The sequence below is a fragment of the Paraglaciecola polaris LMG 21857 genome (assembly GCF_000315055.1).
GTDB classification, from domain to species: Bacteria; Pseudomonadota; Gammaproteobacteria; order Enterobacterales; family Alteromonadaceae; genus Paraglaciecola; species Paraglaciecola polaris.
In genome coordinates this window covers 31,367-53,773 of record NZ_BAER01000028.1, presented here as the reverse complement: position 1 = coordinate 53,773, position 22,407 = coordinate 31,367, and the positions used below count along the sequence as shown (strand labels likewise).

Here is a 22,407-nt window from a genome sequence, read left to right as displayed (position 1 = left end):
CCGTTAGGTATGCAGTACTGCTTTGCTGGTCATATTCCGCAAGCCCAGCAAAAATTCGCTGCCACTCCCCACGGCGTGGTGAATGGGCAACTTGCGACGATTGAGCGGGAGATTGATGAAAATAGGCCGAATGTATCCGCTGCCGCAGGAGGCATTCAATGCAGCTTGAGCGACATGCTCGTTTGGGCACAGTTGCAACTAAATAAAGGTATAAAAGCTGATGGCAATAGGCTGTTTTCGTTAGCGCAGCATAAACAGATGTGGTCACCACAGACCATAATGCCGGTGTCAGGCACAGATAAACAGCATAATAATACTCATTTCAGCGCCTATGGATTAGGTTGGCGATTAAATGACGTCGACGGGCATTTACGGGTACATCACAGCGGTAGTTTAGCTGGCATGTATTCATATGTGAGTTTCTTCCCTGAGTTAGATTTAGGTATAGTGGTATTAACCAATCAAGAGTCCAGTGCTGGGCGTAGTGCTTTGATGTATACCCTGATGAAACCCTATCTGGGTGATGATCAAACGGATTGGTTAGCCGCTTTTGCGCCCCGCACTTCCAACAGCGGAGCGAGGGAAAAAAACCACAATCAAACATCCGCACCGGTCGCTCTGTTAACCCAGGACAAGCTTATTCAAGCTGCATTAGGTGTATACCGAGATGACTGGCTTGGGGACTTCTACCTAGAACAAAAAGAAGACCGAATTCAGTTGCGCTCAGCCAGAGTGAGTAAATTGATCGGTGGTATATATGAGGATAGCAAAAAAGACCGTTATTTAGTGCGCTGGGACGACCGAAGCTTAGCGGCAGATGTATTTGTCCAGTTACATCGAGACAAAAATAATAAGCTGTCGTATATCGAGCTTGTACCCGTGTTTTCGGATATCGATTTTAGCTATGATTTCCAAGATTTAAAGTTGCAAAAACTGGTTGATTAAGGTATTGATTTCAATGGTTATTTTTCGGCGATTCAGCCATTTATTTGCTGCGCAATTTTGTACTGAAAATAATTAGCATTTTTTGCAAAAAAAGTATTGATTAAATCTACGTAACGCCTATATTCCGCACCAATATCATTGCCCAGACCATCCTACCTGATGTGGCAAGCATGAGCTGTTGATTAACTAATTGATTTCGCTTGGCTTGTTGCACTTTTTGGTGCCCTAAATACAAGTCAAATTGCTATTTGGAGCGCTGTAAAATGTTTAAAACAATCGTTGTGGTCGATAATGCTGATGGCTTCCCAAGTTTGGATGCCACCGTTATCGATTTTGCCCAATATCTTGCTGATTACCCTAAGGTCGGTGAGCCAAAAACACGCATCATTAATCTATGTGACACAGATAAATATTTGAGTCAGGGTTACTACTGTTCTTTGCTGGCTGAAGCGCGTCAACATAAAGTGTTGCCAAGCGTAAACACGATCAATGATTTAAGCGAATCGCTTAATGATCAAAGCAAGATGTTAACGCCTGTGCCTAAGTATATGAGCACGGATCTGTACGCCCATATTGACGACGAATTGCCTGATGAAATATTGGTGTTTTTCGGCTGGTCACAAAATGAGCGTCATAAGCGTATTGCCAAGCATGTATTTGAGCGTTTCCCTGCGCCAATTTTACGTTTGTCGTTTAGCCGTGATGAAAAAGGCTTGAGTGTACAACCGAAAGCCTTGGGTATACGTGAAATCGATTCAAGCTTGTGGCCGTTATTTGCTGAGCGATTAGAGCATTTTACGCAAAAATATTGGCGTAGTCGTGGCAACAAAAAACGTTCTCGTTGGGACATGGCGATCTTGGTTAACCCAGAAGAAAAAACCGCCCCAAGTGATAGCAAAGCCATCCAAAACTTTGTTAAAGCGGCAGAGCAAGTGGGCATTAATGCAGAAGTGATCACGGCTAAACAAGGGCCGATGATCAGTCAGTTTGACGCGTTATTTATCCGTGAAACCACAGCAATTAATCACCATACCTATCAACTTGCCCGCAAAGGCGAGCAAGAAGGTTTGGAAGTGATCGATGACGCCACCTCGATTTTGCGTTGCTGCAACAAGGTATTTTTGCACGATGCATTTAGCTACAACAAGGTACCGTCGCCTAAGAGCCGCTTTGTGTCTAACTCCAGTGATCAAACGTGTGAACTACTGGAGGGTGAATTTAGCTATCCAATGGTATTGAAGTTGCCAGAAAGCTCATTTTCAATTGGCGTTTTCAAGGTCGAAAACTTGGTTGAATTAAAGCTTAAGCTAGTGGAAATGTTGCGCCAATCAGCGTTAGTCTTGATTCAAGAATTCGTTTATACCGATTTCGATTGGCGTATTGGGGTATTAAATGGCCGAGCGATTTACGCATGTCGTTATTTTATGGCGCGTAACCATTGGCAAATTTACAACCACAGTTCGAAAAAACACTTCTCTGGTGATTTTGAAACATTGCCGACTTTTGAAGTACCAAAACCAGTACTCGATGCGGCGGTTAAAGCGAGTGCTATTGTAGGTAAAGGTTTGTATGGTGTGGACATCAAACAGGTAAACAATCAAGTTTACGTTATTGAAGTCAACGACAACCCGAGCTTAGAATCAAAAGTAGAAGATTTATACTTAGGCAAAGAATTATACATGTTGGTGATGCAAGAATTCGCTAACCGTCTTGAGTTACGAGGCAAATAAGATGTCCAGGGGACACAAAAAGCAACAAGACCAAAATGCGCCAATATCTGTTGCACGCAGCTTATCTGATATCGATTTACCCGATGTCGCTGGGCTGGGTGTGCATAAAGAAAGTGAGCTAAACATTCGCAGCGCTATGCTGGGCGATATTACTCAGCTGGTGGCACTTGAAAATGCTAGTTTCGAATCTGACCGCTTAAGTCAGCGCCGTTTTATGCATTGGCTTAAGGCCGCTGATAGCCACAGAGTATTTATGGTGGCGACCCATAATGATGTCTTGCTGGGTTATGGTTTGGTTATAATGCGCAAAGGTACGCGTTTGGCGCGGCTGTATTCCATTGCGGTGAGTCGCCAAGCTCAAGGCTTGGGGGTGGGCAAAAAGCTACTGTTAGCGTTAGAGCAAAATACCTTAGAACAAGACAAACTTTTTATGCGTCTTGAAGTGGCGACCAATAACACAGGCGCGATTAAGTTATATGAGAGCTTGGGTTACCGCACATTTGGTACCTACGCCAACTACTATCAAGGTTCGATAGATGCACTGCGTATGCAAAAACCGATTCGGCAGAGTCTGTCGCTGCAAACACTGCCAACTTATCCTTGGTATCAGCAGACGACAGAATTTACCTGCGGGCCGTCATCTCTGATGATGGCAATGGCGAATTTGAACCCCAAACTGGATATGTCCCAGTCTTTGGAGCTGGATATCTGGCGCCAAGCGACGACTATCTTTATGACATCAGGTCACGGCGGCTGTCATCCTATTGGTTTAGCACTGGCCGCTCACCAATTGGGATTTTCGGTCACAGCGTATGTGAACACTAAAGCGCCTTTATTTATTGATGGTGTGCGTAGTGAGCATAAAAAATACATCATGCAAGCGGTTGATCGGCAATTTTTACAACAAGCTAAGGCTCAAGGTATAAACATTATTTACACCGACCCTGATGTAAATGCCTTGCAAACCGGCTTGGCAAAGGGGGCCGCGGTGATAAGTTTGATCAGCACCTATCAGCTGGATGGGAAAAAAATACCGCATTGGGTAACAGTTACACACATAGATGAAGATTGTTTGTATCTACATGACCCTGATCCGGATGATTTACACCCACAACCCATGGACTGTCAGCATATTCCGATTGCTCGGGGAGATTTTTTCAGGCTGTCTGCATTTGGTAAAAGCAAATTACGTACGGCTTTGTTAATATCCAAAAAATAGAATAAATACAATATGTTGTATTTTATAAGCCTGTTTTCAGCAGGCTTTTTTATGACTCTAATCCTCGTTTTTGCTGGATAGATAATGGATAAGTACCGTGATCCATTCATTAAATTGCTACGTATGTGATCAGCTGGCCTGAGCTTTGCTTTATTAGCTAGGTTGTGAATTTAGCCTCAGTTGTGTCTTTCGTCACCGAGCCCAAGACACGAATGTGATACAGTGGGTAGTAGGATAATACTATCCAAATCATACTCTGGGGTAAGTACGCAATTTACTCTACAGTAATCGTTAATTTGGTTCGCTAATCACGATAGCCCACAGGCACTAGATAATAAATAAAGCTAAAACTGAATTAACCGTTACTCAACAAAAAGGAATCAATGTGTCTCAAATACTGTTAGTCGATGATGATAAGGAATTTACCGACGTAGCGAGCAATATTATCGAGTTCTTAGGCCATGACGTCGAGGTCGCGAACTGTTTAGAAGAAGCCTACAACTGTATCGAGTTTCAACGCTTTGACCACATACTACTTGATTTTATGTTGCCTGACGGCAGCGCATTGCACCTGATTGATAAACTAAACACCCACGACAAAGTGCCTTTTGTGACGTTAATTACCGGGCACCCCTCGGTGAAAAGCATCATTGCAGGCATGTGCGGCCCTACCGTTAATTATTTGGTTAAACCGTTGCAGCGAGAAGATTTAGAGCAGGTGCTGTCAGGTAAATCTAAGGCCAGAAAAAAAGCCAAATCGTCTGCCATCACTAAGCATTTCGACTGCTTGGTCGGTGAGTCAGCTGCGATGCAAGAGCTCTATCAGATGATCGAGCGAGTCGGCAAAACCAATGCTAACGTCATGCTCATGGGGGAAAGTGGTGTTGGTAAAGAAGTGGTGGCTCATGCCATTCATACGGCCAGCAACGTTGAGGGGCCCTTAGTTGCCACTAACTGTGGTGCATTGTCCCGTGAACTCATTGGTAGTGAGTTATTTGGTCATGAAAAAGGCTCATTTACCGGCGCTGTAGGGCGTAAAATCGGCGTATTTGAACAAGCTCAAAATGGCACCCTTTTTCTCGATGAAATTACTGAAATGCCATTGGAAATGCAGCCTAATTTACTTAGAGTGCTTGAAAGTAAGCGTGTGACTCGCGTTGGCGCAGTGAAAGATACGTCGGTGGATTGCCGGGTTATTTCAGCAACTAACCGTACGGTTGAAGAAATTGCCCAGAGTAAAGTACTGCGCGAAGATATTTATTTCCGTTTAGCTGTGTTTCCGATCACGATACCGCCATTGCGTGAGCGTTTAGCGGATATTCCACTATTGGCCACGGCGTTTATCGAACAGTTAAATGCTGAAAACGAGACTAATTTTGAATGGCAGAATGCCCAACTCGACCAGCTTAAAGCATATGGTTGGCCGGGCAATATCCGCGAACTGCGGCATGCTATTCATCGCGCATTTATCATGAGCGACCCGACGAGCAACAAGATTACCTTGCCAAAGAATTTTGAATCTCCTTTTGCAAAAAATCAAATGACATCGAATCAGGTGACTGCAGGGCAAACTATTGACGACGTTGAAAAAGAGCTAATACGCGTGACCTTAGAAAAAGTCGAAGGCAATAAAACCTTAGCGGCGGAAATGCTCGGAATTAGCACTAAGACCTTATACAACCGCTTAAATGCTTGGGAAAACCAAGCTCAGGGGTAATTTATGCAACCAACACAAGACGTACAATCACCCACTACCAATTCGTTGATCCATGATGTACGCAATCCATTAAATCGTATTTCAATGCAGGCAGAAATGGTCAAGCTTGTGTTGGAAAACGATATGCCAAGAGAGAAGGCGATAGCCGCTTTAGATAAAATACTGGTGGCCTGTCAAGATAGCAGTGCTGCATTACAAAAGTTGGCTGAACATGCCCGCACGGATGAAACAAGCTAGTATTTTAGCTGCGTAGAAGCGGCTAAATAAGGTTACTTAAAAGGACGCTCATGCGCTTAAACCGGTTGTTTGGTAATACTACCGCTAGTTGGATCATTATTTCGGTCCTAGTGGTGGGCATTATCGGCATAAATCTGTCTATTGCTTTAAACACAGTTAACAAGTTGACTGCTGTGCAAACCAGTCTAGATAAAACCAGCATTATCATTTTGCGTCTCGAGAGCCTGCATTTATCCGTAGTGGTGGCTGAGTCGGGCCAACGTGGTTATTTGCTGACTGAGTATGAGGAGTATCTTAATCCGTATCATGCTGAGTTACAGAGCTTGGATGAAAAAATTGCTTTAGTCTCAGGTATTGAATCAGAAATTCCTGGTCAGCAGGAGCGGATCAAAGACTTACTGGTATTGGTGAATGAAAAAATTCATGAACTGACCAGTACAGTAGAGCTTGCTCTCAAGGAGCGTGAAAAGTCCGCGCTGCGCCAAATTATGACTAACCGCGGTCGCGATCTGTATCGGGAAATTCGCAAAACCATGAAGCAGCTGGTTGATACTGAGTACGAACACAGACAAGTGCTCTACAGCCAACTAAAACGGATCCAACGAGATGCCAAAGTTAACTTTGGTGTGTCGGCCATCACCAGCGGGTTATTAGTCATAGGTATGTTTTTGATGGCGCGCATTAACTTGAGTATTAATACCCGTTATCAAGATGACTTGGAAAAACAAAACGAACAGTTATTAGACAAGGTTGCCCAGCGAACGCAAGAACTGACGATTTACTCAGAAGAACTGTCGCGGAGCAATCGCGAGTTAGAAGATTTTGCTTTTGTGGCGTCCCACGATTTACAGGAACCCCTGCGTAAAATTCAAGCATTTAGTGACCGCTTAACCACCATGTATAAAGACAAGCTCGATGAAAGGGGCGTTGATTATATCAAACGTATGACCACAGCTGCGTTTAGAATGTCTACTTTAATCAATGATTTACTCGAGTTTTCTCGTATTACCACTCGAGGCAAAGACTTTGTTGATGTAGAGTTAAACAATGTGCTCGAAGAGGTGCTCATCGACTTAGAAATTGCGATAAGCGAAAGTGGCGCACAGATAAACATTGAGCCATTGCCCAAGGTTTGTGCCGACCCAAGCCAAATGTATCAGCTGTTTTTAAACGTGTTATCCAATGGCTTGAAGTTCCGTAAAGTCGACGTGCCGCCTGTTATATCTGTATCAGTAGAGCAAAAAGACATTCGTGATGAATTACAACATATGGATGTCCCGTGCTGTATTGTTACGATAAAAGATAATGGCATTGGGTTTGAGCAAACCTATGCAGACAAGATATTTTCGCCGTTTCAGCGTTTACATGGGCGTACTGCTTACAAAGGAACGGGAATTGGCTTAGCCGTTTGTCGTCGCATTGTTGAACGTCACGGCGGCACCATTACAGCGTTAAGTAGCCCTGATGAAGGTGCTGCGTTTACCGTTACCTTACCGATAGATGCTGTCGTTAACAAATATATGGGAGAGTAGAGTGCTTTATTCAAAAGCGAAACCAATAGTGATTTTAATGGCAGACGATGATGAAGATGATCGCCTGTTGGCCCAAGACGCCCTGCGGGAAAGTCGTGTGTTAAACGAGTTACACTGTGTTGAAGACGGTGTGGAATTATTAGAGTTCTTGCGCCGGGAAGGTAAATTTAGTGATAAAGATGCTGCGCCGCGTCCAGGCCTGATTTTACTTGATTTAAATATGCCACGCATGGATGGCCGGGAAGCGCTTGAGCAAATTAAGCTCGACCCAGAGCTGCGCAGTATTCCTATCGTTATTCTCACCACCTCAGCCCAAGAAGAAGACATGGTCAAAGGCTACGACCTTGGGGCGGCGTCTTATATCACCAAACCTGTCACGTTTGAGGGATTGGTGGCACTGATGAGCGCACTCGGTAAATACTGGGTCGAGTTTGTTGAATTACCCGTGAACAACGGGTGATTCAGGAACAAGTTGGTAATCATGTCTAACTCAATTTCTCGTTTACTATTAGTCGAAGACGACGAAGACGATTACGTCTTGGCGTGTGATTACATAAGCCAATTAAGCACATTAGAATTTGAAATAGACTGGGTGACTAATCAACGCGATGCACTGGCTAAAATGGCCGAGAACCGTCACGATATCTGCCTGTTGGATTACCAGCTAGGGGCTGAGAACGGCCTGACCATCCTTAAACTCGGCATTGAAGCTGGGTTCACGTCACCTATTATCATGTTAACCGGCCAAGCTGACGAAGAAGTCGATATGGCGGCCTTGGATGCAGGTGCGGTTGATTACATTATCAAAAGTGAATTGAGCGGTAGTCGCTTTGCCCGGGCGATTCGTTACGCACTCGCTCGGCGAGAAATTGAAAAGGAGCGGGTCGACCGCTTAAAAGCGGAAGCCGAAAACCGCTCTAAAGACCGATTTTTAGCTCACCTAAGCCATGAATTACGTACGCCGCTAACCTCTATCTTAGGTTATACCGAGTTGCTTATGGACTCTAAAATTGGCCAGTCTGCGCACACTGAGTTAGGCATAGTATTAAGCAATGGCAAGCACCTACTAAGTTTACTGAACAATATGCTCGATTTGTCGAAGATTGCAGCGGACAAACTTGAGTTAAATATCAGTGACGTAAATTTAGATGCGCTGATTGCAGATGTATACGCATTAATGACGATACCTTCGACCGATAAAGGACTCATGCTCACGGTAGATTCAGTTAGTCCCTTACCACTGAAGATACAAACCGACGCCACTCGTTTTCGCCAGGTTTTGATTAACCTCATTAGCAATGCGATTAAGTTTACCGAGCAAGGCGAGGTGAATGTGCGTTTATGGAGTGAAAAACGAGATGGTGAAGATCTATTGTTTTTTACCGTATCAGACACGGGTATTGGCATTCCCAAAGACCAATTAAGCAGTGTATTTAAGCCGTTTGAACAAGTCGCTGATGTCGTATCACGACGCCAGGGTGGCAGTGGTCTGGGTTTGGCTATTTGTAATGAGCTGGTGGCTAAGATGGGCGGAACGGTCAGTTTACAATCGCAATTTGGCAAGGGCAGTTGTTTTACCGCCTATATTCAAACTGGTGATGTGAGTCAGGTGCCCCATGAACGGCTTAAATTCGATGCTAAGCCTCTGGTGATTAAAGATGTGCAGTCCTTGCAGTATCAAGGCAAAGTATTGGTGGTCGACGATGTAAACGATATACGTATGTTGGTTGGCCATATGGTGTCCAGCACCGGTGTGCTGGTGGAATACGGCAAGAACGGCCTAGAAGCGTTAGACAAGATCATTAACGCGCGTAGTGAGGATAAGCCTTTCGATCTCGTGTTGATTGATATTCATATGCCTGTGATGGACGGCTCCGAGGCGATAAAGCAAATTCGCGCTGCCGGCATATTATCTCCCGTGGTTGCTATGACCGCAGCGACAATGAAAGGGGTAAGGGAGCAACTGATCAGCCAAGGGTTTAGCAATGTTTTAGAAAAACCAATTAATCCACAAGCACTGATGAGTGCGCTTGATGCCTACTTGACTGTGACATCATGTGTAGAGCCAAGCCAAGATGAAGCGGGTGTTGCATCAAGTGCAATAAGCGAACAACCTGCAAAGGTCAGTAGTGAGCAGCATATACTCTTGGTCGAGGACGATATAGACGCCGCAGATATCACCGCTTTGTTGTTAGAAAGCTTAGGGGCATCGGTACATGTGGCACATTCTGGTAAAGAGGGGGTCGACGTGTTTAAGCAACGCGATGATTGGAGTAAGGTGTTACTGGACTTAAACTTGCCTGATACTAATGGTTTGAGCTTGGCCAAAGAATTACGTCAAAGTGCGCCGGCAGTCGAAATGGTCATACTGAGCGGGGAAGAGCCTGACGTGAACGAAATGGCAGAAGCAGAGATTTCAAAATTTATTTTAAAGCCTATCAATAAACAAGTATTGAGCGATTTAGTCAAAGATTAGTGCTTTATTCATGGCCGTTCTGCTGCCATGACTGCAATTTTCGTCGCCAAACTGACGCATTTTCCTCCTCCCTTCACAACGCTTTTATCTACCTTTACATTAGGCACCTTGGCTTTTGGCAAAAAAGAATTCGTTGGGGCTAGATAGTAGCAGTATCAAGGGAGTGTTAACGCCCCAGCCCCAACGAAAACGGTAGCAAGGTAACGCTTTTGATAACGCGCTATCTCAGCAAACGGGTGACATGGTTCGTTGACTCGTTCCGTGTCGTATTTTCTATTGCACTGTAAAGTGTATTTAGCAATTTCCATGCAAATTTGTAAGGCACTGAAATTATTGAATTATATTTTCAGTGCCTAGTTTTCATGCACCATAGTGTGAAAAATAACGACATAGATGTGTACATTTTATCAATTTCATTTCGATAACTAGCTATTACTTTGAGCCTGTATTTTTTGCGGTTTAGGTTTCACAAACTTTCTCAGTAGTACTGGCAGCAAGGTAGTGTCCGTAATAAAGGCCAGTAGCATAGCTAAACTCGTTAACAAGCCAAACAAGATACTGGGTACAAAATCCGAAAAGCTGAGTAACGAGAAGCCCACGGCAATAATGGTGGTGGTGTAGATCAGCGCATAACCAACGGACTTAAATGTTTTCTTAATGGCAATATCCCCATCGCTATTTTCACGGTTTAACTCTTCCAAGTAGCGGTGCACAAAATGGATGGTGTCATCTACTGCGATCCCCATTGCTATAGCTGATATGGTGATGGTCATTAAATCTAATGCAATACCTAACCAGCCCATTACGCCTAAAATCACCAGTGTTGTTAGAATGTTAGGGATGACGGCAATAAGCGCCACCTTGATCGAGCGAAAGATAACTAATAACACCAGAGTCAGTGCAGCAAATACCAAACCTAAAGTCATAATTTGTGACGAAAACAAGCGTTGTAAAATATCTTGATAGAGCACAAACAAATTGGTTAAGGAATAGCTTTTTGGATCGATATCGAGCAGGGCTAAATCGCTACGAAAGGTCTCGAGAAATTCTGCGCGATTAAAGTTTTCTGTACTGTCTTGAATACGCGTACTAATACGAAGCTGGTTGTTCTCTGGGTTAAAATAGGCACCTAGTAGTTGTTCGGTTAGTGATTTATCTAACAAGGTGTATATCACCGTGAGTTCATATTCAGTCAGTGGGCGACCTTGATTGATCTTTTTTGCCAGCTCGGTGAAGTTTACCACTGAGGTTATATTGCCCGTTGCCTCGTACTGACGCATTACGTGCTGTATTTTTTGCAGCGTTTGAATGGTCTTAGCGCTCATCACCAGATCGTCACGACGCTCACTTTCAGGAACGGTGTAGATGAAATCCAAGGGGGTTGAGCCGCCGAATTCACGATCGATAAACTCTAGTTCGGTGCGAACTTGAGTTGATTCCTTAAAGTAATTTAAAAAACTGTTTTCCACATTCAGTTTAACGATGCCGAATATAAGACCACCACCGACTATCACACTGATGAACACAATAAAGGTAGGGCGCTTTAAGGTGAAAGCACTTAGGACAGATACGACTTTCTGACTGATACGACTCTCATGACTATCGCCTTTGCGTTTAAATGACGCGAGAACCGCTGGGAACAGTAATAGGCTTGAGAATATCGATACGCACATGGCAACTATCATCATCCAGCCGAAACTAACAACTGGTTGAATACCGCTAAATATCAAGGAGGCAAAGCCAACACTTGTCGTGATCCCTGCATACAAACATGGCTTGAACTTGTTAACAAATGTTTGGCGCAGTAACTCTTGTTGGTTTGCTTCGCTGTTTTGTTCTTCCAACTGACGAAACTCAACAATCAGATGTACAACCACCGCCAAGGTTAAAATTAACTGTAAGGCAATGAAGTTCGAGGAGATGACAGTGGCTCTAAAATCTAACAAACCGAATAAACCGACAGTCAATATGACACTTAGTCCACAACACAGTAGCGGCAAAATAACCCAACGTATTTTCCTAAAAAAGATAAATAAGATCAGACAGATAGCCAGCCCTATCGCACTGCCGAAGATGACCAAGTCACTTTGAATGATGTCGATCATTTGTTGGCCGAGCACATAGGCGCCACCGAGATATAAATCCGCATCGTCTTTGAAGGGTTCAATCGTTTGGTATATTTGCTTTATTTCCTGTTGCCGAGTTTTTTTAAGTTTTTGCTCGATAGGCTCTGCCTGTTTTTTCAACTCAGCAATTTTTTGCTCATCTTGTTCAGTTAACTCACCGTCCAGAATAGTTTTTTGAATAGCGATGATTTGACTTTGAATGTCTCTTAACTCAGCGTTGGGTTTAAAGACGATTTGCATCGCGGTGGCGGTTTGGTCTTTATTGACCAGTAGATCGGTGAAAAGTGGGTGGTCAGTAAATACCTCGCGCATTTTTTCGCTAGAGTAATGGTTTGCTTGCCAAGTTAGTTGCTCTGGTTTGAGGTTAGGATCTAACTTGCCTGATAACGACAGCAAAGGCACATTCAGAATATTGGTTACGTCAGCCACTCTGGGTAGGCGTTTGAGTTCACTGGATATTTGTTGAATATCATTAAATGACTGTTGGCTAAATACCTCATGGGCTTTTGGTTTGTATGCCACTAAAATGAATTCTTGAGGCGAAAACCGCTCATTCATCACTTGGGTTTCGACGAACATCTTATTATTTTTAATTAATAAGGTGTCAGCAGAAGCGTCAATTTTAAACTGTTGAGCAGACCAAGCAGCTAACACACCGCAAATAGTAAAAAGGACCAATATCAGCTTTGCATGGCGAATAATAATGTTGGCTAAAAATGCACTCATCAATCATTTACTCCGGCTGCGATGCAGGTACATCGGTATCTAAATCTTGCGTATTTTCATCACTGGTATTGGGGTTGCCTTGTTGAGCTTTATCATTAAGGGATCCTTGGGCCGGATATTGCTGATCACGCAACATGCTTTGCATGTATAGGTTACGAAAAAACACGTAGGGATCATCTGTTTCACTGCGTAATTTTTCGTAGGTAGGTGCTTCAGGAGTAAAGGCGTGAAAGCCCCCATATGCCTGAATATAAAGGGTTTCTGGATTTTCTGTAACATATTGAATAGGGCTGAAAATAGACTCAGTTATGGTTGAAAACCCATTGCGCAAATCGGATTGGCCAAGAAACGGTAAGACTAAATAACTTCCATAGCCCACATCATATTTCATCAAGGTGTCGTTGATTGTGGACACGTTTTCATCGATTTCAAACCAGGCTGTCGCTGGGTCAAAGAAGCCTAATAAACCAATGGTTGAGTTAATGGCAAATCGCCCTACGCTTTTACCACTGTCGCTCACTTCACCTTGAAATAATTGGTTTAACGCGTTTAACGGTTCTCGAATGTTACTAAAAAAATGTCCAACACTACTTCGTACAGGATCGGGGACGACTTTTGTGTAGCCTTTTGCAGCAGGAATTAAGACGTACTCAAACAATTTATCGTTAAAGGCAAAAATCGGTCGATTAATGAATTCTAATGGGTCATTGAATGTAGTGACATCGCTATTTTGTTTGTCTTGCACGCTGTTGGGCGCGGGATAACTGACAACGGTAGGTTCAATGGTCTGTGTACCGTGGGAACTGGTGATCACCAATTCAGAACCGCTAACATTACTGTTAACTGGTTGCTCGACCGTGTGCTGGACGTCATTCGTGCTACAAGCGGTAAGCAGTAACGTCATGCTGAGCACGCCGCCGGTGATAATTTTTTTCAGTATAGGTCTAGTTAACAAACTGATATTCCTCTGCAAATGAAAGCGAGATTGCCATAACGGAGTTGTTATTGATGGTTTTATATTTCAACTCTTATGGAAAGCTTCGCTCAATAGGATACAAAATTCATTCCATTGTTAACGTATTGATTTAAATGTCTTTATGGATATTTTGCCAAGCTGCCCTTTCTATTTAGGAAAAAACTACTTAACGGTTGCGACATTATTACCGGATACGCTCTTCAGTATTACGTTAAAACGCTGCAAAAGCCCACTGAGAGTGAATATTTATTCGTTTAATCTTTAAATAACAAATGGTTATTGTTTTTGGTTTGTTAATTGCTAAGCCATCTCGGATTCTAGTAATATTTTTTTAAGGACTACCTATGCAGTACAAATCATTGTTTTTTGGCGTTTTTGCCTCGTTATCGCTTGTTTTATTGAGTGGCTGTACAACCACCACAGACGCCACTGTCGCGCAAAAGCGTCAGGCTGTGCAAACGATGAAAGACAAAGTGTTAACTGAGTTATTTACCCTCAAACCCAGTGTTCGTTCACAAATTAACAGTGCACCAGGTTACGCGGTGTTTGATAACGCCAATGTTAACTTGATTTTGGCCAGTTTTGGCGGCGGTTACGGGGTTGTCACTGATAATCAAACGGGTCAGCAGACTTACATGAAAATGGCGGAAGTGGGTGTAGGCCTGGGAGCTGGCATCAAGGATTTCAGCGCAGTATTTGTTTTTCACAATGAAGCCGTGATGTCACGTTTTGTGGAAAAGGGTTGGGCATTTGGCGCCCAGGCTGATGCTGCGGCTAAAGCGGGCGATAAAGGCGCTGCCAAAAGTGGCGAGGTTACCGCGGATAATATCACCATCTATCAGTTGACTGAAAGCGGACTAGCCTTGCAAGCAACCGTGAAAGGGACAAAATATTGGAAAGACGACCAGCTTAACTAACGGCGAGGCGCCTTTTTAATAGAGTACGACTTAATTGACCGGGCGCTAGGTTGATTTTATTTGCTGTTATCGATGACTGTGCTTTGCGGGTGTATTTGACCGACTTGTAATAATGGTGCTGCGTCTAATGCTTCGGCGTCCATCATTTTAGCAATGCGTTGCATGGTAGATACCAACTGGGTTTGCTCCCATTCATCCAGAGCCTCAAAACGATTGATGAAGTGTTCCTGTAATAAGGTAGGGGCATTTTTGAACGCGTTAGTTCCTGATTCGGTTAAGCGAACCGCCACCTTGCGTTTATCAACCTGAGTGCGTTCACGCACCACATAGCCTCGCGCTTCTAGGCGATCGAGAATACTGGTCACCGTAGCTGAACTCAAATTAATATGAGTCGCGATATCCTTAACCATCACATCTTCGTTGTTGGCAATTTCTTGCATCACGATCAGTTGAGGGCTGGTTAAGCCTGATTCTTTATTGAGCTTTTTTGAGTAAAGGTCTATTGCCCGGATAACCCGGCGCAGTGAAACCAGTAATTCATCGTATTTTCTCATCGCAAACGCCCCTGTGGTCTATAACTGGCGAACCCTAGCAAATTCCCCCTCGAATGCAACCTAATACACTTTTTTCTGATGTTAAAAGTGTATTTAAAAAATAACGCTCTAGCGTTGAAGGTATAAGTGCTAGCGCTGATCTAACTGTTTATTTTTAGGACTGTTTTTCTGGCATCCCTGAGCTTTTATCCTTGATATGCACGCATTTAGATTTGATCTTTGAGCAGTAATTGAGCATAATGCTTCGTGTACTAATTAATTGACCTGTAATTATGTGTGCACAACTTATTATTCATTTACGGAGATAAAATGAAAACGCTTAAGGCGATTGGCAAGACGCTTACCCAACCTGCCACTTTAGTAGTTAACAAAATTTTTCACATAACGAGTTTTTGGTTTTTGACCTGCATTTCATTACTCGTACTTGTTACCCACAACCAATCTCGCGCTCGCGGCATAAGCCAAACTTCTACAAGCCATTAATTATTAAATTATGAGTTATATTTCTTTAGCAGTATATTTCATCGCTATGCTGGGGATAGGTGTGTTTGCTTATCGTCGTTCTACCAGCGATATGTCAGGTTATATTTTGGGTGGACGTCAGGTCAGTCCCCAAGTGACCGCATTGTCCGCAGGTGCCTCAGATATGAGTGGCTGGATGCTCATGGGCTTGCCCGGTGCCATGTTTGTCGGTGGTTTTGACAGTATGTTTATTGCCATTGGTTTGCTTGTGGGAGCGCTAGCAAATTATATTTTGGTTGCACCCAAATTACGGGTCTACACCGAGGTTGCTAATGACGCGTTGACGATCCCAGAGTTCTTTGCCAAACGCTTTAATCGTAAAACCAGCAGTATCCGTATTATTTCGGCTGCCATTATTGTGCTGTTTTTTACCCTTTATACCTCTGCAGGGTTGGTGGCTGGCGGAAAGTTGTTCGAATCGGCATTTGGGTTAGATTACCAAGTTGGACTGATTATCACCCTAGGTGTGGTGGTGTCTTATACCTTGCTTGGTGGATTTTTAGCTGTGTCATTAACGGACTTTGTACAAGGTTGTATTATGTTCGTTGCTTTAGCATTAGTGCCTATCGTTGCCTACCAACAATTCACCGATAGCAACGAAATGTTAGGTTATGCTTATCAGTCTATTCCAACCTTCTCGCAAACCATGAGTGATATGACGTGGTTAGGGTTAGTGTCGAGTTTAGCCTGGGGTTTAGGTTACTTCGGCCAACCGCATATTATCGTGCGTTTTATGGCTATCCGTTCAGTACCAGCGGTAAAAACTGCACGTGCTATTGGCATGAGTTGGATGACAGTGACCATTATAGGCGCACTGTCTACCGGTTTAGTGGGGGTCGCTTATGCAAATAAATTTGCCTTGGCGGTAGATGACCCAGAAACCATTTTTATTATTTTTTCTGAATTGCTGTTTAATCCGATAATTAGTGGCTTTTTGTTAGCAGCTATTTTAGCGGCCATTATGAGTACTATCTCGTCCCAGTTGCTGGTATCAGCGAGTTCACTCACTGAAGATATTTACCGCTTGAAAGCCGGAAATGAAGTCAGTGACGAGCAAACCGTAAAAATGGGCCGTTATGGTGTTGCGGGTGTAGCAATTATCGCCTTGTTGTTATCGTTAGATAGTGACAACAGTATTTTATCGTTGGTCAGTAATGCGTGGGCTGGTTTTGGCGCCGCATTTGGACCGTTAGTGTTGTTTTGCTTATACAAAGCAAACTTAACCCACAAAGCCGCTGTAGCAGGCATTATTTCAGGTGCTGTGACCGTTTTGGTCTGGATTTATGCACCACTGCTACCCGATGGGCAAGCGCTTTCAAGCGTGATGTATGAAATTGTCCCCGGCTTTATTGTTAGTGCCGCTGTGATATGGCTCGTCAGTTTATTCGGTGACGAACCAAGTGAAGCCACAGCCGCCATGTTCGACGAAACCAATCTGGTTTTAGCTAAACAACATTCAAATTAAGGAAACATTCAATGGATCTTTCACAATGGAAGCGCGTCGTAATTAAAGTAGGCAGCGCGCTGATAGCGCCACACCGTAAAGGGTGTAGTAGCCATTACTTGCTCAGTATCGCGCAATTTATTGTGCGTCTTAGAGCCAATGGTGTTCAGGTCGTTTTGGTTTCATCAGGCTCGGTAGCGGCTGGTTCGCACTTGTTCCCAGAAACTGAGAACGTGAATATTGCCCTGAAAAAGGCTATGGCAGCCGCCGGTCAAACCGAGATGATGGCCACATGGGATCGTTTATTTGATTTCCCAACGGCACAGATTCTGTTAACGCATGGTGATTTGCGTGACCGTGAACGTTACGTGAGTATTCGTGACACGATTTTTTCGCTACTAGATAATGGCGTGTTACCCATTATCAACGAAAACGACACTGTGACCACGGATGATCTTAAGGTCGGCGACAACGATAATTTGTCCGCTATGGTTGCAGCATCAGCTGATGCTGACGCGTTAATTATTTGCTCGGACGTTGACGGTTTGTACGACAAAAACCCCAATACCCATGATGACGCAGTATTGTTGCCTGAAGTCACAACGATCGACAGTCGCATTTTCGCCATGGGCGGCGGAGCCACCAGTGCAGTTGGTACGGGCGGTATGAAAACTAAGATTGAAGCGGCTGAGAAGGCAACCTCACACGGCATCGATACCTTTATCGTTAACGGATTTACCGCTACCACCTTTAATACCTTATTAGAGGGTAAAAACCCTGGTACGCATTTCAGGCCCTATGCTAAACCGATGCAGGAGCATGTGCATTGGATGACTCACACTGCTTCAGAGCAAGGGGAGTTAGTTGTTGATAATGATTTCGACACGACCTTTGTGGACGGGCAGCAATTGACCAGTGATGAAATCGTTGAAGTAAACGGTAGTTTTGCTGTGGGTGACACTATTTTATTGAGAAAAGATGACGGGACACGTATTGCAAAAGCTCGCTCCAATTACAGCAGTTGTTTGCTGAGCTTTATTGCTGACCAAGAAGACCGTGAATTTGCCGGTGAATTCCAAAATAAAACCGGTCCTATCATCTCGAAGAAGAACATCGCTGTATTGGAGAAACAATAAACATGATTAAAGAATTATCAAGAAAGGCAGCAGAAGCTGCAAAAGTATTAGCAGTATTAGATGAAAAAACCAAGAACATCGTTTTACACGATATGGCCGATGCATTACGTGTCAATGCGGAAGTGATTTACGCCGCCAACAAGTTGGATCTAGCTCAAGCTGAAAAAGATGGCTTAGGTGCAGCAATGATTGATCGCCTAACGTTAAATGCCGAACGTGTTGAAAGCATGGCTGTTGGTATCGAAACTATCGCTGCATTGCCAGACCCTGCCGGCCAGGAACGAGTCATAGGTGAGAGACCAAATGGTCTTAAAATCAGTAAGATGCGCATTCCATTAGGGGTGGTATGCATGATTTATGAGGCGCGCCCGAATGTTACCGCCGATGCCGGAGCTTTGTGCTTTAAATCCGGTAATGGGGTGATTTTACGTGGTGGTAAAGAAGCGCTGGGTAGCAGCAAAGCCATTGCGGGTGTTTTACAAGACGTTCTCAAAAAACACGATCTGCCGGCTGAATTAATTACGGTTGTACCAAACCCTGATCGTGAGCTGATGATGGAATTAATGCAGCAGAGTGATTACATAGATGTGATCATTCCCCGTGGTGGTGAAGGGCTGATCCGCCACGTGACTGACAACAGTAAAATTCCTGTTATCCAGCACTTTAAAGGTGTGTGTCATCTTTACATAGACAATGACGCAGATTTACAAACGGGTATTGATATCTTAGTGAATGGCAAGACTCACCGTACAGGTGTGTGTAATGCCCTTGAGGGGTTGATCGTACATCAAGATATTGCTGATAAATTTTTACCCCTAGCAGCTGCAGCGTTACAAAGTAAACAAGTGAAAGTGAATGCCAGTGCTGACGCCGCTCGTTACTTTGATAACCCTACTGTTATTCAAGACGACGAATTCGGTGAAGAGTATCTAGATTTAGAGATTGCGGTAGGTGTTGTTGCTGATATAGAAGCAGCTTTTGCCCATATATCCCGCTTTGGCAGTCACCATACTGAAGTGATTTGTACCAAGAATGAGATCACCGCTAAGCGTTTTCAGCGCAGTGTTGATGCATCCGTGGTCATGGTTAACGCATCATCGCGTTTCTCTGATGGCAGCGAACTTGGCCTTGGGGCTGAAATTGGTATCGCTACCACTAAGCTGCATGCCTATGGTCCAATGGGACTTGAGTCACTTACTGCTGAGAAATACTTAGTGAGCGGAACAGGCCAAATACGCGCATAACTGCGCGCTGCTTCTTTAACCGACTGATGGGTTGGGGTTGGCGAGGTTCCTGCATATTTCCTCGGTATTCAGTTAAATAGAGTACTCAGGCTTATGCATATTAAAGCATTATTTTTTCAATTAAATGGGGCGAATACACTCGTATTCGGCCCATTTTTCGTTTTAGCCATTCGGTCTGTTTGTATTCAATCGATTACTTCTCTTTCGACGTGCAGGGGAATAGCATATGGATGAGCTAAAAGATAAGGAGCGAGAACTGGCGCCTTTAGAGCGTGAGTTTAATCATGTGGTTTGCTCATTCGAGCAATTCTTCAAAAGCCAAGCCACCGCCAGTATCATACTGCTGCTTGCGGCTATTGCAGCCATGGTTATCGCCAATTCAGACAGCCGAGAGCTATACCAAAAAATTAGCCATATGGCATTGAGTATCTCATTAGGTGATTTTACCTTGAGTCATTCCCTGCACACTTGGGTGAACGATGGATTGATGGTGTTATTTTTCTTTTTACTCGGGCTTGAGATCAAATATGAGTGTTTGGTAGGAGATTTAAAAGACTTTCGTGACTCGAGTTTGGTCATTGCGATGGCGTTAGGGGGTATGGTGCTGCCTGCCAGTATTTACGCAGGTATTGCGCTTACAGGGGTCGATGAAGCCATGAATGGCTGGGGTATCCCCATGGCTACCGACACCGCATTCGCCTTAGGCATTTTGGCCTTATTGGGCAGTAAAGCGCCTCGTTCAGCAGCGGTAACCTTATCAGCATTGGCCATTGTCGATGATATGGGGGCCGTCGCGGTAATTGGTCTGTTTTATACCGACGGTCTTGACTTATTATCATTGAGTTATGCGGGACTGGCATTGTTGGGCCTATTTCTGTTTAATGTACTGGGTGTTCGGCGGCCAATTTTTTATGTATTAGGCGGCTTACTGCTTTGGTGGTTTGTATTGCAATCCGGTGTGCATGCCACCGCAGCAGGTATTTTAGCGGCCTTAGCGGTGCCAACTAAACCTTATGCCCAGAGCTCGTGGTTCGCACGTAATATGCGCAATATTGTTAATCGCTTCGAAAAAATAGATAAAAAAGACGTATCGATTTTAGAGCATCAAGAGCAGCACGAGTTGGTTGAAGAAGCCCAAGATATTGCCGCCATGGCCACCACACCCATTCAGCGTTGGGGACATGTTTTGAATCGTCCTGTCAGCTTGCTGATCTTGCCTATTTTTGCGTTTATCAACGCAGGTGTTGCTCTGCCAAGTGACCTCAGCCAAATTTTTGATTCAGTGGTGTTGGTCGGCGTGGCAGTGGCTATGGTGCTTGGCAAGATATGTGGCATTAGTTTGTTCGCTTGGTTGGCGGTAAAAAGTGGTTTATCACGGCTGCCAACAGGATTGTCGTTTGCCCAGGTATTTGCATTAGCAAGTTTGGCGGGGGTGGGGTTTACCATGTCGTTATTTATCGCTTCGTTGGGTTTCGCCGGTCAGCCAGAATTACTGGCTCAGGCGAAGCTAGGTATTTTGGCAGGCTCGGTGATTGCAGCGCTATTGGGCACGACCTTGTTCATGTTAAATAGCAGCAATACGGGGGCCGGATCCGCGCAAAAAGAAAATCACAATAAAGCAGGCCTTCCTCAAACCGAAGGCTAATATGTGATCCTTACGGGGGCAATTTTCTTAATGATTGTCAGTAATCTGGAAACAGGGAATATCAGTGAGTAAAGCATCAGGTTCTGGCGCATTCCTGCGCTTGGTTGTGATATCAAGCATGACTAAATTGGCGGATATCTTAATTTCAGCCAAAACCACCTTGCCATGGGTATTAACGAGTATCGGCGCGCCAAGTTGGATGATTTCGCTCTTGGTACCCGTTCGTGAATCAGGCTCGCTTATTCCCCAATGGCCATTGAAGCAGCGTATTCAGCAATTCACCCAGCGTCAGCGTGTTTGGCGGGTTGGTGTATTTGTGCAAGCATCGGCAATCATGGGAATGGTCCCAGCTGTGGCCTTCCTCAGCCCCTATTCTGGCGGCTTATTGATACTCTTTTTATTGATCGTGTTGAGTCTCGGTCGCGCCTTGTGCTCGTTAACGATGAAAGATATGGAAGGGGTGCTGATTGAAAAAGGTCGCAGAGGAAAATTGGTTGGCTTTGCGAGTGGTATTTCGGGCTTACTCTCCTTATTGAGCGCGTTGGCGCTTATTCTAGGTGAGGCGCACTTCGATCAGGTTTGGCTGTTATGGATCATCGCGAGTGCAAGTATGTTGTTTATCGCAACCCTGCCGCTGTCTTTAACGCTACATGCCAAGGTGGAGTCTGATGAGAATGATCAACAGGCTTCTTTTCTGTTTACCCTAAAGCATGACCGGGCATTGCTCCATCTTATTATCAGCCGCTGTTTATTGTTGCACAGCGCGCTTATTGCACCATTTTTTGTCAGTATTACTACGAGTCAGGATGACACTTTTCAGCTACCATATTTTATTGCTGCTAGTTCCTTAGCTACATTTTTATCATCGTATGTATGGGGGACTTGGTCTGATAAAAGTGCGGTATTGACCATCCGCATTGCAACTGGGATATGTTTGCTGGCAAGTGGCGTATTTTATTTATGTTTTGGACTCGCGTCTTTATGGCTGAATGTGGGGTTATTCTTTTTTCTTTCCGTGGGTTATGCCGGTGTGCGTACGGCGCGAAAAACCTATTTATTAGATATCGCAGACGGTAATACACGTACCCAATATGTGGCCACGGCAAACACAGTGGTGGGTTATGTCTTACTTGCTTTTGGCGGCGTCTATGCGGTTTTGTATCCCATTATTGGTGAGCAAATTCTCCCATTAATGAGTGCGTTTTTATTCATTGGGTTAATGCAAAGCTATTGGCTGAAAAAAGAAAAGTAGCCCCTAACG

General features: G+C 44.2%; 17 protein-coding genes. 14 read left to right on the top strand and 3 right to left on the bottom strand.

Annotation, left to right across the window (positions count from 1 at the left end):
* The 8 genes from GPLA_RS05860 to GPLA_RS05825 all read left to right on the top strand — a co-directional run.
* Window positions 1–945: serine hydrolase domain-containing protein (locus tag GPLA_RS05860; protein WP_040513991.1), on the top strand; the 945-nt coding region annotated here is incomplete at its 5' end.
* 263 nt (window positions 946–1,208) lie between these two features.
* Window positions 1,209–2,675 (top strand): RimK family protein, encoded by a 1,467-nt coding sequence (locus tag GPLA_RS05855; protein ID WP_007103937.1) that lies wholly within the window; start codon window positions 1,209–1,211, stop codon window positions 2,673–2,675.
* Between the two features lie 136 nt (window positions 2,676–2,811).
* Complete coding sequence (locus GPLA_RS05850) at window positions 2,812–3,894, top strand: GNAT family N-acetyltransferase/peptidase C39 family protein (RefSeq protein ID WP_407636144.1); 1,083 nt, start codon at window positions 2,812–2,814, stop codon at window positions 3,892–3,894.
* A 385-nt stretch (window positions 3,895–4,279) separates the two neighbouring features.
* Entirely contained in the window at window positions 4,280–5,611 is a 1,332-nt protein-coding gene (locus GPLA_RS05845; protein WP_007103935.1) for a sigma-54-dependent transcriptional regulator, read from the top strand.
* 3 nt (window positions 5,612–5,614) lie between these two features.
* Entirely contained in the window at window positions 5,615–5,848 is a 234-nt protein-coding gene (locus GPLA_RS05840) for a hypothetical protein (RefSeq protein WP_007103934.1), read from the top strand.
* 50 nt (window positions 5,849–5,898) lie between these two features.
* On the top strand, window positions 5,899–7,380 hold the full coding sequence (locus GPLA_RS05835) for a sensor histidine kinase (RefSeq protein ID WP_007103933.1): 1,482 nt from the start codon (window positions 5,899–5,901) through the stop codon (window positions 7,378–7,380).
* Window position 7,381: 1 nt separating this feature from the next.
* The gene (locus tag GPLA_RS05830; protein WP_007103932.1) at window positions 7,382–7,840 is read left to right on the top strand and encodes a response regulator; all 459 of its coding nucleotides are present in this window, start codon (window positions 7,382–7,384) and stop codon (window positions 7,838–7,840) included.
* Window positions 7,841–7,861: 21 nt separating this feature from the next.
* On the top strand, window positions 7,862–9,856 hold the full coding sequence (locus GPLA_RS05825; RefSeq protein ID WP_007103931.1) for a response regulator: 1,995 nt from the start codon (window positions 7,862–7,864) through the stop codon (window positions 9,854–9,856).
* 425 nt (window positions 9,857–10,281) lie between these two features.
* Here GPLA_RS05825 and GPLA_RS05820 read toward each other — a convergent pair whose 3' ends face one another.
* Together GPLA_RS05820 and GPLA_RS05815 are read right to left on the bottom strand one after the other, a co-directional pair.
* A complete protein-coding gene (locus GPLA_RS05820; RefSeq protein WP_007103928.1) occupies window positions 10,282–12,708 on the bottom strand; it encodes an efflux RND transporter permease subunit in 2,427 nt (808 codons plus the stop codon).
* Window positions 12,709–12,715: 7 nt separating this feature from the next.
* Window positions 12,716–13,663 carry an MlaA family lipoprotein gene (locus tag GPLA_RS05815; RefSeq protein WP_007103927.1) on the bottom strand — a complete coding sequence of 316 codons (948 nt, stop codon included), beginning with the start codon at window positions 13,661–13,663 and terminating at the stop codon, window positions 12,716–12,718.
* Between the two features lie 365 nt (window positions 13,664–14,028).
* On the opposite strand from GPLA_RS05815, the gene GPLA_RS05810 reads away from it, so the two are divergent.
* Window positions 14,029–14,601 (top strand): lipid-binding SYLF domain-containing protein, encoded by a 573-nt coding sequence (locus GPLA_RS05810; RefSeq protein ID WP_007103925.1) that lies wholly within the window; start codon window positions 14,029–14,031, stop codon window positions 14,599–14,601.
* 56 nt (window positions 14,602–14,657) lie between these two features.
* Here GPLA_RS05810 and GPLA_RS05805 read toward each other — a convergent pair whose 3' ends face one another.
* A complete protein-coding gene (locus GPLA_RS05805) occupies window positions 14,658–15,155 on the bottom strand; it encodes a MarR family winged helix-turn-helix transcriptional regulator (protein ID WP_007103924.1) in 498 nt (165 codons plus the stop codon).
* A 493-nt stretch (window positions 15,156–15,648) separates the two neighbouring features.
* Between GPLA_RS05805 and putP the strand changes: the two genes are divergently transcribed.
* From putP to GPLA_RS05780, 5 genes are all read left to right on the top strand, one after another.
* Window positions 15,649–17,142 (top strand): sodium/proline symporter PutP, encoded by a 1,494-nt coding sequence (putP, locus tag GPLA_RS05800; RefSeq protein WP_007103923.1) that lies wholly within the window; start codon window positions 15,649–15,651, stop codon window positions 17,140–17,142.
* 11 nt (window positions 17,143–17,153) lie between these two features.
* Window positions 17,154–18,257 carry a glutamate 5-kinase gene (gene proB / locus GPLA_RS05795; protein WP_007103922.1) on the top strand — a complete coding sequence of 368 codons (1,104 nt, stop codon included), beginning with the start codon at window positions 17,154–17,156 and terminating at the stop codon, window positions 18,255–18,257.
* A 2-nt stretch (window positions 18,258–18,259) separates the two neighbouring features.
* On the top strand, window positions 18,260–19,501 hold the full coding sequence (locus tag GPLA_RS05790; protein ID WP_007103921.1) for a glutamate-5-semialdehyde dehydrogenase: 1,242 nt from the start codon (window positions 18,260–18,262) through the stop codon (window positions 19,499–19,501).
* A gap of 226 nt (window positions 19,502–19,727) precedes the next feature.
* Window positions 19,728–21,146, top strand: coding sequence for a Na+/H+ antiporter NhaA (gene nhaA / locus GPLA_RS05785; protein WP_007103920.1), 1,419 nt, complete (start codon window positions 19,728–19,730; stop codon window positions 21,144–21,146).
* A gap of 118 nt (window positions 21,147–21,264) precedes the next feature.
* Window positions 21,265–22,398: an MFS transporter gene (locus tag GPLA_RS05780; protein WP_051997644.1), complete on the top strand. Its 1,134-nt coding sequence runs from the start codon at window positions 21,265–21,267 to the stop codon at window positions 22,396–22,398.
* Window positions 22,399–22,407 lie beyond the last annotated feature (9 nt).

Coding starts and splice junctions, on each gene's coding strand:
- GPLA_RS05850 (WP_407636144.1), top strand. CDS start 2,812: ATGCTGGGCGATATTACTCAGCTGGTGGCACTTGAAAATGCTAGTTTC.
- GPLA_RS05840 (WP_007103934.1), top strand. CDS start 5,615: ATGCAACCAACACAAGACGTACAATCACCCACTACCAATTCGTTGATC.
- proB (WP_007103922.1), top strand. CDS start 17,154: ATGGATCTTTCACAATGGAAGCGCGTCGTAATTAAAGTAGGCAGCGCG.
- GPLA_RS05820 (WP_007103928.1), bottom strand. CDS start 12,708: ATGAGTGCATTTTTAGCCAACATTATTATTCGCCATGCAAAGCTGATA.
- GPLA_RS05780 (WP_051997644.1), top strand. CDS start 21,265: ATGACTAAATTGGCGGATATCTTAATTTCAGCCAAAACCACCTTGCCA.
- GPLA_RS05810 (WP_007103925.1), top strand. CDS start 14,029: ATGCAGTACAAATCATTGTTTTTTGGCGTTTTTGCCTCGTTATCGCTT.
- GPLA_RS05805 (WP_007103924.1), bottom strand. CDS start 15,155: ATGAGAAAATACGATGAATTACTGGTTTCACTGCGCCGGGTTATCCGG.
- GPLA_RS05855 (WP_007103937.1), top strand. CDS start 1,209: ATGTTTAAAACAATCGTTGTGGTCGATAATGCTGATGGCTTCCCAAGT.
- GPLA_RS05835 (WP_007103933.1), top strand. CDS start 5,899: ATGCGCTTAAACCGGTTGTTTGGTAATACTACCGCTAGTTGGATCATT.
- GPLA_RS05790 (WP_007103921.1), top strand. CDS start 18,260: ATGATTAAAGAATTATCAAGAAAGGCAGCAGAAGCTGCAAAAGTATTA.
- putP (WP_007103923.1), top strand. CDS start 15,649: ATGAGTTATATTTCTTTAGCAGTATATTTCATCGCTATGCTGGGGATA.
- GPLA_RS05825 (WP_007103931.1), top strand. CDS start 7,862: ATGTCTAACTCAATTTCTCGTTTACTATTAGTCGAAGACGACGAAGAC.
- nhaA (WP_007103920.1), top strand. CDS start 19,728: ATGGATGAGCTAAAAGATAAGGAGCGAGAACTGGCGCCTTTAGAGCGT.